This is a genomic window from Pandoraea soli, from assembly GCF_902459595.1.
Lineage (GTDB): Bacteria > Pseudomonadota > Gammaproteobacteria > Burkholderiales > Burkholderiaceae > Pandoraea > Pandoraea cepalis.
In genome coordinates, this window is the sequence record NZ_CABPSG010000005.1 from 292,564 (window position 1) to 307,189 (window position 14,626).

Genomic DNA, 14,626 nt, shown 5'->3' on the forward strand with positions numbered 1-14,626 from the left:
GCAACGCCTCGACGATCCATCCGGGCGACGGTCAATCCGGCAAGCCGAGCGCGCTCGTCGTGCGCTCGCTCAAGAAACAATACGGTGCCCGTACTGTCGTCAAGGACGTCTCGCTCGATGTGAAGAGCGGCGAAGTCGTGGGACTGCTCGGCCCGAATGGCGCGGGCAAGACGACATCGTTCTACATGATCGTGGGCCTCGTGCCCGCCGACGACGGCGAGATCCAGCTCGACGGCAACGTGATCAGTGAACTGCCGATTCACGAGCGCGCCCGCATGGGCGTCTCGTACCTGCCGCAGGAAGCGTCGGTGTTCCGCAAGCTCACCGTCGAAGACAACATCCGGGCGGTGCTCGAATTGCAGCTCGACGCGCACGGCAAGCCGCTCAAGCGCGACGAGATCGACCGACGCATCGAAGCGCTGCTCGACGAGTTGCAGGTGAGCCATTTGCGCGAGAATCCGGCGATGTCGCTCTCGGGCGGCGAACGCCGCCGCGTGGAAATCGCCCGCGCCCTGGCCACGCAACCGCGCTTTATTTTGCTTGACGAACCGTTCGCGGGCGTCGATCCGATCGCCGTGCTGGAAATTCAGCGAATCGTGCGTTTTCTGAAAGATCGTGGCATCGGTGTCCTGATTACCGACCACAACGTACGCGAGACGCTCGGCATCTGCGATCACGCCTACATCATCAGCGAAGGCTCGGTGCTCGCCGCCGGCACGCCCGACCAGATCGTGGCCGACGAAAGCGTCCGGCGCGTATATCTGGGCGAAAACTTCCGGATGTAAAGCAAATTTTTCGCATGTAAACCCTGCCTCCGATAGGGGGCCGGGCTGGTTTCGCTGGCGTGACAAAGCCTCTACAATGAAGGCGAGAAATGCTATGAAACCGACTCTTCAACTCCGCACCTCGCAGCACCTGACCCTCACGCCTCAGTTGCAGCAATCCATCCGATTGTTGCAACTGTCGACGCTCGAACTTCAGCAGGAAGTCGAGCACGCCCTCACCCAGAATCCGATGCTCGAGCGCGAGGACGATTGGCTCGCCGGCACGATCCGTGTGGGCACTGACGGATCGCTGCGCAATGAACGGAGTTCGTCGAGCGGCAGCACGAACGACGCGCCGGAATCGGCCAGCGGCCAGGACGACGCCCGCGAACTCGACGGCGAGACCCGCTTCGACGACAACGCACGCGACGGCGGCAACGACTGGAGCCTGAACGACTTTGCCCGCTCGGGCAGTGCGTCGGACGACGACGACAATGAGCGACCGCAACTGCACGTCGATCATCCCAATCTTCGCGAACATCTGCTCGCCCAGTTGCGCCTGACGAAAGCCAGCCCGCGCGATCGCCTGCTGGTGGAATTCCTGATCGAATCGCTCGACGAAGACGGCTATCTCGGCACCCTGCTCGATGAAATTCAAGCGGAAATATCCGAGGAGCTTGGGCTCGAGACCGAAGAGATCAATGCCGCGCTCGCGCTGCTGCAGAGCTTCGACCCGGCGGGCGTGGGCGCCCGAACGCCGTCCGAATGCCTTCGCCTGCAACTCCAGCGGCTGCCGGCGAGCAGCGTGCGAACGCTGTCGCTGCGCATCGTCTCCGATCACCTGGAACTGCTCGCCGCGCGCGACTACACGCGCTTGCGTCGCCTGCTGGGGGTGAGCGAAGACAGCCTGCGTGCCGCGCATCAACTGATTCGCTCGCTCGACCCCTTCCCGGGCGCCGCCTACGGCTCGCCGCAGGCGGATTACGTCATCCCCGACGTGCTCGTGCGCAAACAGGGCGGCGGCTGGACCGCCGAACTCAATCCCGAGGTCATGCCGCGCCTGCGCATCAATGAAATGTATGCGCGCATCCTTCGCAACAACCGCAATGCGCCTGGAACCGGCAACCTGCAGCAGCAACTTCAGGAAGCGCGCTGGCTCATCAAGAATATCCAACAGCGGTTCGACACGATCCTGCGCGTGTCGCAGGCGATCGTCGAGCGCCAGAAGAACTTCTTCACGCATGGCGAAATCGGCATGCGGCCCTTGGTTTTACGCGAAATTGCTGATACGCTGGGTTTACATGAATCCACGATTTCACGCGTGACAACCAGTAAGTACATGCTCACTCCGTTCGGAACCTTCGAGCTTAAGTACTTCTTTGGTTCACACGTGGCCACGGAAGCCGGGGGCGCAGCTTCATCGACCGCCATCCGCGCACTCATCAAGCAACTCATAGGAGCAGAAGATCCGCAGACCCCCCTTTCCGACAGCCGTATCGCGGAGCTGCTGGCAGAGCAAGGGTTCGTGGTAGCGCGACGCACCGTCGCGAAATACCGCGAAGCCATGCGAATTCCCGCAGTGAACTTGCGCAAATCTTTGTAGGACGGTCCTGGTGTGCCATCTTGGCTCGCTGGGGCATCACGCCGCAGTGCGACATTGCGTCACGCCAATGGCTCGCACTCCCGCTAGCCAGCGTTGCTTGTGATGCGGCCTGCACTTCGGCATTTCAGCAAGGAGAGCAGCTATGAATCTGAAGATCAGTGGACATCATCTCGAACTCACGCCGTCGCTGCGCGAATTCGTGGTCAACAAGCTTGAACGCGTGTTGCGCCATTTCGACCAGCTCATCGGTGCCGAGGTGATCCTATCTGTCGACAAGACCAAGGAGAAGACCGGACGCCAGATCGCCAGCGTCACCGTGTATCTCAAGGGCAAGGAGATTTTCGTCGAGAAGTGTGACGAGAATATGTACGCCGCCATCGACAAGCTGATCGACATGCTCGACCGCAAGGTTATGCAATACAAGGACAAGGTTCAGGATCATGGCCGCGAGGCCCTCAAGCACCAGGAACCTCCCGAGGCGGAACCGCTGCAATGAGTCTGTCCGGGCAAGGTAGCCGCATCGACCGACACTGACGGCGATTCGCGAGGAAGCCCACGCGCGCATCGACGTCTGTCGTAAATCTGGCATCACCCACCGCGGGGCCGTTGAACGGCCCCTTTTGCATGCTCTCGCGCATCGCCGGGAGCGCATCGACGGGTGGTCTATAATGCGAGGTCAACCGGGGGGCTGGAGGGCGACCATGCGTTCGCCCGCATTACAAGATGAACCGTTTAGTCAAACTCTTACCTGCGTCCAACATATTGCTTGGACTGTCTGTCACCAGCAAGAAGCGCGTCTTCGAGCAAGCCGGGCTTCTCTTCGAGAACAATGCCGGCCTGTCGCGCGCGCTTGTCACCGACAATCTGTTCGCCCGCGAGCGTCTCGGCTCGACCGGACTGGGAGAAGGCGTGGCCATTCCGCACGGGCGCATCAAGGGCCTCAAGCATCCGATGGCAGCCTTCGTGCGCCTGGACGATCCGATTCCCTTCGAGGCCCCCGACGCGCAACCCGTGTCTCTGCTGTTCTTCCTGTTGGTACCGGAGCAGGCAACGCAGCAGCATCTCGAGATACTGTCCGAAATTGCGCAGTTGCTCTCGGATCGCACGATGCGCGAGACCTTGACCTCCGCGCCGAGTGCCGACGATATCCACACCGCGCTCGCGAACTGGCAACCCTGAGCCGGCGCTGGCGCGGCGATCCCCGTGTCTCGGGGTATCGCGCCGCGACGCCGGACGAACTCCGTAGCACCCAACCCCAACCGAACGAGGCGACGCGGTGGAACTGACCGGCATCAACGCGCAAAGCATTTTCGACGACAACGCCGCCACGCTGCGTTTGTCGTGGCTGACCGGGCACGAGGGGTGGGAGCGCGGCTTCACGCCCGAGAGCGTGTCGACGGCCACCTCCAGCGCCGACCTCGTGGGTCACCTGAACCTCATTCACCCGAACCGGATCCAGGTCCTCGGCGAGGCCGAACTGCGCTACTACCAGCGCCTGACGGACGAAAACCGCAAGCGCCACATGGGTGAAGTCATCGCGCTCGAGCCACCGTTCCTCGTAGTGGCCGACGGCCTCGACGCCCCGCCCGATCTCGTGCTGCGCTGTACCCGCTCCTCCACGCCGCTGTTCACCACGCCGATGTCGACGGCGGCGGTCATCGACAGCCTGCGCATGTACATTTCGCGTGTGTTCGCCCCGCGATGCACGATGCACGGCGTATTTCTCGACATTCTGGGCATGGGGGTGCTGCTCACCGGCGATTCCGGTCTCGGCAAGAGCGAACTCGGCCTGGAACTGATCAGCCGCGGTCACGGACTGGTCGCAGACGATGCCGTCGATTTCGTGCGCCTCGGGCCGGATTTCGTCGAGGGCCGTTGCCCGCCGCTGTTGCAAAACCTGCTGGAAGTGCGCGGCCTGGGTTTGCTCGACATCAAGACGATCTTCGGCGAGACGGCGGTGCGCCGGAAGATGAAGCTCAAGTTGATCGTTCAGTTGGTGCGCCGCCCCGACGGCGAATTCCAGCGGCTGCCGCTCGAAGCGCAAACCGTGGATGTGCTGGGCCTGCCCATCAACAAGGTGATTCTGCAAGTGGCGGCCGGGCGAAACCTCGCCGTGCTGGTCGAAGCCGCCGTGCGCAACACGATCCTGCAATTGCGCGGTATCGACACCCTCAAGGACTTCATGGAGCGCCAGCGCCAAGCCATGCAAGACCCGGACGGCATGCAGAACCGGCTACTCTGAGCCATATCCCGCCGGGCGAATGCCCCCGGGTTTACCGCAATTTTTACGTCTTTCTGTCAACGCCGCGCGATTGCGGCGCGTTTTCTTTCATGTTGTAATCGCCACGCGGTCCAATCCCGTGCGTGTCGACCTTATGGAGAGACGATCATGAAAAAAGCATTCGCTGCATTGCTTCTGGTATCCCCGCTGCTCGCATCGCCCGTGTTTGCCCAGACGGCCGCCCCCGCACCTGCGCCCAAGGCCGCCAATACCCAACAAAGCAAGATGGGCGTCTGTAATACGCAAGCTGGCAGCAAGAAGGGCGACGATCGCAAGGCCTTCATGAAGGAATGCCTGTCGAACAAGCCGGCCGCCGCCAAGCCGACCCAGCAGGAAAAGATGAAGACCTGCAATGCCCAGGCTGGCGACAAGAAGGGCGACGATCGCAAGGCGTTCATGAAGTCGTGCCTGTCGAACAAGTAACCGCACTGGGGGGCTCTCCCGCGCCGACCTTCTGACGAATAGACGGATGGGCGGATAAGCGGCGAGACGCCCACAGGCTGACGCAACGGCGCCCCTCGCGGGCGCCGTTGTCGCTTCTCGCGCATCCATTCTCGCGAATGGAGCAAAAACGCACGGAACGTTCTTCTTTTTGGCGGCTCGACACCCATACGACACAATCGCTTACCATGATCGCTGTATCCGGGGAATCTCATGAAGATCGTACTGATTACCGGCGTTTCGGGTTCCGGCAAATCGCTCGCCCTGAACGTCCTCGAAGATGCGGGGTATTACTGCGTCGACAATCTACCGTCGCGCTTCCTCCCTGAACTCGCCGAATATCTGGAAACGCAGAACTACACGCGTCTCGCCGTCGCCATCGACGCGCGCAGCGGCGGCTCGCTTGCCGATCTGCCCCCGATCATTGGCGGCCTGCGTCGCTTCGGTCACGACGTGCGAGCCCTGTTCCTCAACGCCACCACGCAAACGCTGGTTCAGCGCTTCTCGGAGACACGTCGCCGTCACCCGCTCTCCGTGACGGGCGACGATACCGTCTCGGCCAATGGTTCGCTCGTCGAGGCGATCGAGACCGAGCGCGAAATGCTCAACAGCGTGGCCGAACTCGGTCACCAGATCGACACCAGCAATTTGCGCGCGAGTGCGTTGCGCCGTTGGATCCGCGAGTTCGTCCAGCACGATCACACCGGACTCACGCTGATGTTCGAGTCGTTCGGATTCAAGCATGGCGTGCCGCTCGACGCCGATCTCGTCTTCGACGTGCGCTCGCTGCCCAATCCTTATTACGACACGCAGTTGCGTCCGCTGACCGGCCGCGATCAACCGGTGATCGACTTCCTGTCGGCCATCCCCGAAGTCGACGAGATGACCAACGACATCGGCGCCTATCTGCAGAAGTGGCTGCCGAGCTATATGCGCGACAACCGCAGTTACCTGACGGTGGCGATCGGCTGCACGGGCGGTCAACACCGCTCCGTGTTCATCGCCGAAACGCTGGGCAAGCGCTTTCGCACCGAAGCCAGCGTGCTGGTACGCCATCGCGAACTCGCCCCGCTCGAGTCGACGACCTGAACCGGGACAGCCCGCTCAGGTCGGCAACGACAGTTGGCCGTCGCTCGGTGAACCGATCGACAAGGCGTCGGCAATCTTGCGGATCGGCGAGGGTAGGCCGGCGGCGGCAACACCTGCGGCGTCCAGCCACGCGTGGCGTGAGCCGTTTGACGGCGCCGCGGCGCTCGCGCCCAGCGTCACCCGCCACGGCCGCAAATGCAGCCGAAAATGTGTGAAGACGTGCGTGAGACCGTGCAGCGGCTCGAGCGACTGCACCCTCCCCTCATCCGCACCGAGCGCGGCGGCATGCGCGCTCAGACGCTCGCGCAGCGACGCATCGTCGGCGTCGCGCGCGTCGGTCGGCGGGGTCAGCTCCGGCAGGCTCCACAAACCGCCCCAAATACCGCTGTCCGGCCGTCGCTCGAATAACACGCGCTCGCCCGCGCAGATCACCAGTACATCGACATAACGCTCCGGCTGCACCTTTTTGGGCTTGGACGTCGGCAACGTGCGCTCGCGTCCCGTCGCATGCGCGACGCAATCACCGTCGAAAGGGCACTCGCCGCAACGCGGCTTGCCGCGAGCGCACAGTGTCGCCCCCAGATCCATCATCCCCTGGGTATAGGCGGGCAAGTCGCACTGCGGCAGCAGGGACTCGGCCAGCGTCCACATCTGCCGCTCGATCTTCGGCGTGCCTGGAAATCCCTCGATGCCGAACACTCGCGCGAGGACGCGTTTGACATTGCCGTCGAGAATCGCGGCGTGTGCATCGTAGGCAAACGCGGCAATCGCCGCGGCCGTCGAACGGCCGATGCCCGGCAGCGAGGCGAGCGTCTCGGGGTCGGACGGGAAACGACCGCCGTGCTCGGCCACCACGACCTGCGCGCAGCGGTGCAGATTGCGCGCCCGCGAGTAGTAGCCGAGGCCGCTCCAGAGCGCCATCACGTCGTCCTGCGCGGCACTCGCCAATGCGGCGACGTCGGGGAAGCGCTCGAGGAACCGCGCGTAGTAAGGGATCACCGTCGCGACCTGGGTCTGCTGCAACATGATCTCGGAGAGCCAGATGCGATAGGCGTCGCGCGTGTTCTGCCACGGCAGGTCGTGACGGCCATGCTCGGCCTGCCAGGCAATCAGACGCTCGGCGAAGTGGCTCGCCAGCGGGCTGGCGATGGAGTCGTTGGGGGAATCGTTCATATCGATATTTGGGGGCGTCGTGTACGGCGGCAGTCGAGGCCAAATCGCCGACCCGTCGCGCGATCTGCCAGTGCCGCTTGCGTTATTTCTGACAATGCGGGCAGAAGAACGTGGAGCGCTGCCCTTGCACGATCTGCCGGATGGGGGTGCCACACACGCGACAGGGTTGCCCGGCACGATCGTAGACGAAATATTCCTGCTGGAAATAGCCGCGATTGCCGTCGCTGCCGACGAAGTCGCGCAACGTGCTGCCGCCTTTCTCAATCGCCGCGGCAAGCACGTCCTTGATGGCCTGGGCGAGCTTCTCGGCGCGGGGCCGCGAGAGTTTGCCCGCCGCCATGCGCGGTGCGATGCCCGCGCGGAAGAGGCTCTCCGACGCATAGATATTGCCCACACCGACCACGATGCTGCCCGCGAGCAACGCCTGCTTGATGGCGACGGTCCTGCCGCGCGTGCCGGCGTAAAGCCATCGGCCGTCGAAATCGTCTGTCAGCGGCTCGACACCGAGACCGGCGAGCAGCGGATGCGCCAGCACGTCGCCTGCCGAGCGCGGATGGAAAAGCACCGCGCCGAAACGACGCGGATCGCGATAGCGCAAGGCGCATCGCTCGAACACGAGATCGATATGGTCGTGCACCCCGGCGGCCGGCAGCGCCTGCGGCTCGGGCAGGACACGCAACGTGCCAGTCATGCCCAGATGCACGAGCAGCCAGCCGGCGGCATATTCCAGCAGCAGGTACTTGCCGCGACGGGTCACGCCGACGAGCGTTTCGCCGCGCAGTAGCGTGTCGAGTCCGTCGGGCACCGGCCAGCGCAACGAGGCGTTGCGCACGTCGATGCGTGCAACGCGTGTGCCCGCCACGTGCGGCGCAATCCCGCGACGGGTAACTTCGACTTCTGGGAGTTCAGGCATGCCTGCGAACGTTTGCTGAGGATTTAGACTCTATTGTATCGGGCGCGCTACAATCGCTCGAAACCTGTTGTGGATCCCTATGCCGAACACCCGATTCCAGTCCATCCCCGCCGCGACCAGCACGGCGCTCACCGTGGCACCCGTGGTTTTGCGCCTGCGCGGCGCCTTGGCACGCGGGGCGTGGGCCGGTGCAACGGCGCTTGGCGTGACCTGCGCCAGCGCCATCATGGCATTCCTGCCGTCGTCGAACGCGTTCGCACAGTCCCGGCCGACGGCGCAAGCCGCGCCGGCGAGCGCGCCGGCAGGGGCGAGCGACGCTGGCGCGGACGCCGGCAGCGAGGCCGCGGCGTCCGATGCAAGCGTCCCGCGCGAAAAGCTTCCGAATGTCGCGCTGTCCAGCGAGATCGTCTTCGAAGTGATGGCCGCCGAGTTGAGCCTGCAACAAGGCAGCCTGGCGCCCGCCTTCAACACCTACGTCGCACTGGCCAATCGCACGAAGGATCCGCGCATGGCCCGCCGCGCGGTCGAGATCGCGCTCGGCGCCCGCCAGCTCGGAGACGCGCTCATCGCCGCCCGACTCTGGCATGAACTCGATCCGACGTGGCGTCCTGCATCGCAGTTGCTCGCGAGCCTCGAGGTCGGTACGGGCCATCTGTCCGACGCCGAACCGCTGCTCGTCGACGAATTGAACAAGGTGCCGGAAGCGCGCCGTGGCCAGGCCATTCTCGAACTGCAACAGATGATTGCGCGCAGTCCGGAGCGCGCCACGGGGATCGCGTCGCTCAAGCGGATGCTGGCGAACGACATGCAACGCCCCGAGACGCAACTGGCCATCGCCCGCTCGCAACTCGATGCCAGCGACACGGCCGGCGCACGTGCGTCGCTCGAAAAGGCGCTCAGTCTCAAGCCCGATTACGAAGCCGCCGCACTGCTTTACGGTCAGATGGGGCCGGAGGAGCGCAGCAGCGCCATTGCCGGACTGAAGACGTTCCTCGATCGCAATCCGAACGCCAAGGAAGCGCGCTTCGCCTATGCCAAGCTCCTGCTGGCCGACAACCAGCTCGACGCGGCTCAGAAGCAGTTCGAAACGCTGGAAAAGCGTTACCCTCACGAACTCTCGACGCTCATGGCGCTCGCGCTGCTCAACCTGCACGCCAAACATCCGGAGCAGGCCGAACAATATCTGCAGAAGTACGCGTCGGAAGCCGAGCAGCAGAACACCGACGGCGCGCAAGCCTATGTCTATCTTGCGCAGATCGCGCAGGACCGCAAGGATTACCCGGCCGCCGACAAGTGGCTTTCGAAGATTCGCGAAGACAGCAACGCGTATCTGCCCGCGCAGATCGGGCGCGCGCAGCTGCTCGCCGACCAGGGCAAGGTCGACGAAGGCCGTGCGCTGCTGCACAGCATCAGCATCAAGACGAGCGATCCGCGTGAGCAACTCGCGCTCAAGCGCGCCGAGTCGGATCTGCTCGTCAAGGCAAAACGCTACGACGAGGCGGAAAAGCTGCTCGCGGTCGAGGTGAAGAACCATCCCGACGATCCGGACCTGCTGTATCAGTACGGCATGGTGGCCGAGTTGAACAAACACTACGACGTCATGGAAAAGACGATGCGTCGTGTGATGGCGTCACAGCCGGAAAACGCACAGGCCTACAACGCGCTCGGCTACTCGCTGACCGTGCGAAATACCCGTCTGCCGGAAGCGCTCAAACTGCTGCAAAAGGCGTCGGCGCTCGCGCCGGACGATCCGTACATTCTGGACAGCCTGGGCTGGGTGAAGTATCGCCTCGGCGACAAACCACAGGCGCTCGAGCTGCTGCGCCGCGCGTATGGTATTCAGGCGCAGGCCGAGATCGGCGCGCACTTGGGCGAGGTGCTGTGGGAATCGGGCCAGCAGGACGAGGCACGCAAGACCTGGCGTGAAGCCCTCAAGGTCGACGGCGACGACGACACGCTGCGCGCGACGATGAAACGCTACAACGTGACGCCGTAATGCGGATGAGGTCGCCGTTTTCGCTCGTGGCGTCGCGTTCAGCTCGCGCCACGGCCTTGGTGCTGGCCTGCGCGCTCGCCGGGCTCGTCACCGGCTGCGCGAGCCTCGCACCGCCCACCGCGGTGACGTCGGCGGCGGGCGCCAGCGTCGAACACTACCGTGGCCGCTTCTCCGTGCGTTACGAGCAGAATGGCGAGACGCGCAATACCTATGGCAATTTCGACTGGCAGCAGAACGGCGACAACGCGATCGTCCAGTTGCTCGACCCGCTCGGACAAACCCAGGCGATCGTGCGCGAGAATCCGCGTCGTGCGTCGCTCGAATTGCCCGGCAAGGCACCGTTGAGTGGCCCGCGTCTCGAAGATGTCATGCACGACGCCCTGGGCTTTGCACTGCCGGTGGGCGGCCTGCGCTACTGGCTGCAAATGCAGGGCGCTCCGGGATCGCAGGCGAGCATCGAGCGCGATCCCCAGACGCAACGGCCGACGCATCTGAAGCAGGACGGGTGGACCATCGACTACCAGGCCTTTTTCGACGGCGCGCCGCTACGCGTGAAGCGCATCGATCTGTCTCGCGATCTCGACGGGTCGCCGCTCGCCGTGCGGCTCGTGATCGACGAGTAAGGTCGAGCGACACCTTTCGGGCCTGACACCGCTATCGCTTCGGCGCGCTTGTTGCGACGGTGCTATGCTTGGCGCCGCCCGGTCCTGCGCGCGTCGAGTGCCACGCGCGCCTTGAGCGAAGGGATCGAATTGCGCGGGGAAGTCCCCGTCTCCAGACACCGTCGTTGCGACATTGCCGCGACGACGCTCGTTAGCCATCGTTTTGCATCGCCATGTACGAAATCCTGCGTGACTGCCCGGCTCCGGCCAAGCTGAACCTGTTCCTGCACATCGTGGGACGCCGGCCGAACGGCTATCACGAGCTGCAGACTGTCTTCCAGCTGATTGACTGGGCCGATACGCTGCATTTCGCGCGTCGCGACGATGGACGGATCGTCCATACGAACCCGCTGCCGGGGGTGCCGCCTGAGACGGATCTGACGGTGCGCGCCGCCCGCCTTCTGCAGCAGCATTGCGGCGTGCGCTTCGGCGTGGAGATTGCCATCGAGAAGCGGCTGCCGGCCGGTGGCGGCATCGGCGGCGGCAGCTCCGACGCCGCGACGACGCTGCTCGCACTCAATCGCATGTGGCAGCTCGATCTGCCGCGCTCGGAACTTCAGGCGCTCGCCCTGCGACTCGGGGCCGACGTGCCGTTTTTCGTCTTCGGCCGCAACGCGTTCGCCGAGGGGCTGGGAGAGGAACTGCACGCCGTGGATTTGCCGCACCGGTACTTCCTCGTGGTCAACCCGCGTGTACACGTCGCGACCGACAAAATATTTCGCGATCCACTGTTGACAAGGGATTCGAAGATCGTCACAATGGCGTTCTTTCTCGAACACACCAGCAAAAACGTGTTAGGACCGGATGAAATTTTCCGTAACGACATGCAAGCGGCGGTGATTCGAGAATACGCGGAAGTCGCTGCGGTGATTGACTGGTTCAGAACCTTCACCACCGCACGTATGACGGGCTCCGGCGCCAGTGTGTTTGCAGCATTTGACACGAAGGCAGAGGCGGAAGCGGCATACCAGCGATTGCCAGAGCGCTGGCTGGGTCAAGTGACCGCCAGTCTGGCCGAACACCCGCTGTTCGCCTTCGCGTGAAGGGTTTTACTTTGTTGCGTTTCCTACGACGCGGCAAGGGCAACGGTTAGTGTAGGGGAGTCGCCAAGTTGGTTAAGGCACCGGATTTTGATTCCGGCATACGAGGGTTCGAGTCCTTCCTCCCCTGCCAATTTCTCTGTCGTGCAGTCTCAGCATCCCAACGTTCCGCAGGTAGCCAGATGAGTAGTGATAACCTAATGGTATTCACCGGGAACGCCAATCCCGCCCTGGCCCAAGCGGTCGTCGACACTCTCGGCATTCCCCTCGGCAAGGCCATGGCGAGCCGGTTCTCGGACGGCGAGATCCAGGTTGAAATCCAGGAAAACGTGCGCGGCAAGGACGTCTTCGTCCTCCAGTCGACTTGCGCGCCGACCAACGACAACCTGATGGAACTGATGATCATGGTCGATGCGCTCAAGCGCGCGTCTGCCGGCCGGATCACCGCTGCCATCCCGTATTTCGGCTATGCCCGTCAAGATCGCCGCCCCCGTTCGGCGCGCGTGGCGATCTCGGCGAAGGTCGTCGCCAACATGCTGCAAATCGCGGGCGTCGAGCGCATCATCACGATGGACCTGCACGCAGACCAGATTCAGGGTTTCTTCGATATCCCGGTCGACAACATCTACGCGTCGCCGCTGCTGCTGGCCGATGTGCGCGCGCAGAACCACGACAACCTGCTGGTGGTGTCGCCGGACGTTGGCGGTGTGGTGCGTGCGCGTGCGCTCGCCAAGCAACTGCATTGCGATCTGGCCATCATCGACAAGCGTCGTCCGAAGGCCAACGTCGCCGAAGTGATGAACATCATCGGTGAAGTCGAAGGCCGCACCTGCGTCATCATGGACGACATGGTCGACACGGCCGGCACGCTGTGCAAAGCCGCGCAAGTGCTGAAGGAACGTGGCGCACAGAAGGTCTACGCGTACTGCACGCACCCGGTGCTTTCCGGCGGTGCAGCGGCGCGCATCAACGCGTCGGAACTCGACGAAGTCGTCGTGACCGACACGATCGCGCTGCGCGACGACTCGAAGGGCGGCAAGATCCGCCAGTTGAGCTGCGCCAATTTGCTCGCTGAGACGTTCTCGCGTATCCGTCGTGGCGACTCGGTAATGTCGCTGTTCGCGGAATAAGCGTTCGGTAAAATTTTGCGACGGCGCCTGTGCGGCGCCGTTGTTATGTCGGCGGGGAGCATCTCCCCGCCTTTGTCATTCCTGAAGCCGATGTTTTTTTGCACGGCATTTGGGAAGCTATCGCTGCCTGGTCGCGGGCAGTCCAAGGAGTTGTTATGAAAGTTGTCGCTTTTGAGCGTAATCTGCAAGGTACGGGTGCGAGCCGCCGCCTGCGCAATGCCGGTAAGACCACGGGCATCGTGTACGGTGGAAACGTTGATCCGAAGATGATCGAACTCGATCACAACGCGCTGTGGCATGCCCTGCGCAAGGAAGCGTTCCACTCGTCGATTCTCGAGCTGGAAGTTGCCGGCACGACCGAACAAGTGCTGCTGCGCGATGTGCAGTACCACCCGTTCAAGCAATTGGTTCTGCACGTGGATTTCCAACGTGTCGATCCGAACAAGTCGATTCACGTGAAGGTGCCCCTGCACTTCCTGGGCGCTGAGAACGCTCCGGCCGTGAAGCTGGCGTCGAACGTGATCAGCCACACCGTGAACGAACTCGACGTGAACTGCCTGCCGGGCAAGCTGCCGGAATTCCTGGAAGTCGACCTGTCGACGCTGGAAGCAGGCAAGACGGTGCACGCCAAGGACGTCAAGCTGCCCGCCGGCGTGACGCTCACGCTGCACGTCGAGCAAGAAAACCCGGTGGTCGCGCAAGCCGTCCAACCGGCAGGTGCTGCTGCTGACGAAGCGGCTGCCCCGGCTGCCGAAGGTGCAGCGCCGGCCGCCTAAGGCCCGCGCTAGCCTTCAGCGGCGACGCTGGACGCAAGACCCGCCGCGACGTCATGTCCGGCGGGTTTTTTTATGGCGGCGCGCATGCCAATTCGGCGCGCGCCAAGATCGTGATACCGAAATGATCAAGCTGATCGTAGGGCTCGGCAATCCGGGCGCCGAATACACAGCAACGCGTCACAACGCCGGCTTCTGGTTCGTCGACGCGTTGGCGCAGCAGTGTGGTGCGTCGCTCACGAACCAGAAGAACTTCCACGGCTTTGCCGCGCGCACGCGCATCGCCGGCCAGGAAGTCTGGTTGCTCGAGCCGCAGACCTTCATGAACCGCTCGGGGCAGTCGGTTGTGGCGCTCGCACGCTTCTACAAGATTCTGCCGGATGAAATCCTCGTCGTGCACGACGAACTCGATCTGCTACCCGGCACGGTGAAACTCAAACGGGGTGGGGGCAGCGGCGGTCACAACGGCCTGAAGGACATCGCCGCGCATCTGACGACGCCTGAATTCTGGCGTCTGCGCCTGGGCATCGGCCATCCGCGCACGCTTCAGCCGACGGGCAGCCAACAGCAGGTCGTGGACTTCGTGCTCAAGCCGCCGCGCAAGGAAGAGCAGGCGCAGATCGACGACGCGATGTCGCGCTCGCTCGACATCGTCGATCAGGTCGTCAAAGGCGAGATGGAAAAGGCCATGATGCGCCTGCACGCCGCGCCGGGGAAGTAAGCGGCGCTGCCGCGCGCAGTGCGCGGCTGGCTTGGCTTGC

The 14,626-nt window shown here is 63.5% G+C and carries 15 protein-coding genes and 1 tRNA gene; 14 read left to right on the top strand and 2 right to left on the bottom strand.

The annotated features are described in order from the left end of the window. Positions 1 to 14 precede the first annotated feature (14 nt). From lptB to rapZ, 7 genes are all read left to right on the top strand, one after another. The gene (lptB, locus tag PSO31014_RS11670; RefSeq protein WP_026131715.1) at positions 15 to 785 is read left to right on the top strand and encodes an LPS export ABC transporter ATP-binding protein; all 771 of its coding nucleotides are present in this window, start codon (positions 15 to 17) and stop codon (positions 783 to 785) included. A gap of 94 nt (positions 786 to 879) precedes the next feature. Continuing rightward, positions 880 to 2,367: an RNA polymerase factor sigma-54 gene (locus PSO31014_RS11675; RefSeq protein ID WP_150551767.1), complete on the top strand. Its 1,488-nt coding sequence runs from the start codon at positions 880 to 882 to the stop codon at positions 2,365 to 2,367. 142 nt (positions 2,368 to 2,509) lie between these two features. Next, a complete protein-coding gene (gene hpf / locus PSO31014_RS11680) occupies positions 2,510 to 2,863 on the top strand; it encodes a ribosome hibernation-promoting factor, HPF/YfiA family (RefSeq protein ID WP_017232648.1) in 354 nt (117 codons plus the stop codon). 227 nt (positions 2,864 to 3,090) lie between these two features. Continuing rightward, complete coding sequence (ptsN, locus tag PSO31014_RS11685) at positions 3,091 to 3,546, top strand: PTS IIA-like nitrogen regulatory protein PtsN (protein ID WP_026131716.1); 456 nt, start codon at positions 3,091 to 3,093, stop codon at positions 3,544 to 3,546. Between the two features lie 97 nt (positions 3,547 to 3,643). Further along, on the top strand, positions 3,644 to 4,609 hold the full coding sequence (hprK, locus tag PSO31014_RS11690) for an HPr(Ser) kinase/phosphatase (protein WP_150551768.1): 966 nt from the start codon (positions 3,644 to 3,646) through the stop codon (positions 4,607 to 4,609). Positions 4,610 to 4,756: 147 nt separating this feature from the next. Then, on the top strand, positions 4,757 to 5,071 hold the full coding sequence (locus tag PSO31014_RS11695) for a PsiF family protein (protein ID WP_150551769.1): 315 nt from the start codon (positions 4,757 to 4,759) through the stop codon (positions 5,069 to 5,071). A gap of 231 nt (positions 5,072 to 5,302) precedes the next feature. Further along, positions 5,303 to 6,178 (top strand): RNase adapter RapZ, encoded by an 876-nt coding sequence (gene rapZ, locus PSO31014_RS11700; RefSeq protein ID WP_150551770.1) that lies wholly within the window; start codon positions 5,303 to 5,305, stop codon positions 6,176 to 6,178. Positions 6,179 to 6,193: 15 nt separating this feature from the next. Here rapZ and mutY read toward each other — a convergent pair whose 3' ends face one another. Next, complete coding sequence (gene mutY / locus PSO31014_RS11705) at positions 6,194 to 7,351, bottom strand: A/G-specific adenine glycosylase (RefSeq protein ID WP_150551771.1); 1,158 nt, start codon at positions 7,349 to 7,351, stop codon at positions 6,194 to 6,196. Between the two features lie 82 nt (positions 7,352 to 7,433). Beyond that, entirely contained in the window at positions 7,434 to 8,264 is an 831-nt protein-coding gene (gene mutM, locus PSO31014_RS11710) for a bifunctional DNA-formamidopyrimidine glycosylase/DNA-(apurinic or apyrimidinic site) lyase (RefSeq protein ID WP_150551772.1), read from the bottom strand. A 79-nt stretch (positions 8,265 to 8,343) separates the two neighbouring features. Between mutM and PSO31014_RS11715 the strand changes: the two genes are divergently transcribed. The 7 genes from PSO31014_RS11715 to pth all read left to right on the top strand — a co-directional run bounded on the left by PSO31014_RS11715 (position 8,344) and on the right by pth (position 14,586). Further along, positions 8,344 to 10,260: a tetratricopeptide repeat protein gene (locus tag PSO31014_RS11715; protein ID WP_150551773.1), complete on the top strand. Its 1,917-nt coding sequence runs from the start codon at positions 8,344 to 8,346 to the stop codon at positions 10,258 to 10,260. A gap of 5 nt (positions 10,261 to 10,265) precedes the next feature. Beyond that, a complete protein-coding gene (locus PSO31014_RS11720) occupies positions 10,266 to 10,883 on the top strand; it encodes an outer membrane lipoprotein LolB (protein WP_150551774.1) in 618 nt (205 codons plus the stop codon). Positions 10,884 to 11,095: 212 nt separating this feature from the next. Beyond that, positions 11,096 to 11,965 carry a 4-(cytidine 5'-diphospho)-2-C-methyl-D-erythritol kinase gene (gene ispE, locus PSO31014_RS11725; RefSeq protein ID WP_150551775.1) on the top strand — a complete coding sequence of 290 codons (870 nt, stop codon included), beginning with the start codon at positions 11,096 to 11,098 and terminating at the stop codon, positions 11,963 to 11,965. Positions 11,966 to 12,018: 53 nt separating this feature from the next. After that, positions 12,019 to 12,095: transfer RNA gene (locus PSO31014_RS11730), tRNA-Gln, on the top strand. Positions 12,096 to 12,144: 49 nt separating this feature from the next. Further along, positions 12,145 to 13,092, top strand: coding sequence for a ribose-phosphate pyrophosphokinase (locus tag PSO31014_RS11735; RefSeq protein ID WP_150551776.1), 948 nt, complete (start codon positions 12,145 to 12,147; stop codon positions 13,090 to 13,092). Positions 13,093 to 13,247: 155 nt separating this feature from the next. Beyond that, on the top strand, positions 13,248 to 13,868 hold the full coding sequence (locus PSO31014_RS11740) for a 50S ribosomal protein L25/general stress protein Ctc (protein WP_150551777.1): 621 nt from the start codon (positions 13,248 to 13,250) through the stop codon (positions 13,866 to 13,868). Between the two features lie 121 nt (positions 13,869 to 13,989). Further along, the gene (pth, locus tag PSO31014_RS11745; protein ID WP_130024767.1) at positions 13,990 to 14,586 is read left to right on the top strand and encodes an aminoacyl-tRNA hydrolase; all 597 of its coding nucleotides are present in this window, start codon (positions 13,990 to 13,992) and stop codon (positions 14,584 to 14,586) included. The last annotated feature ends 40 nt before the right edge of the window (positions 14,587 to 14,626 follow it).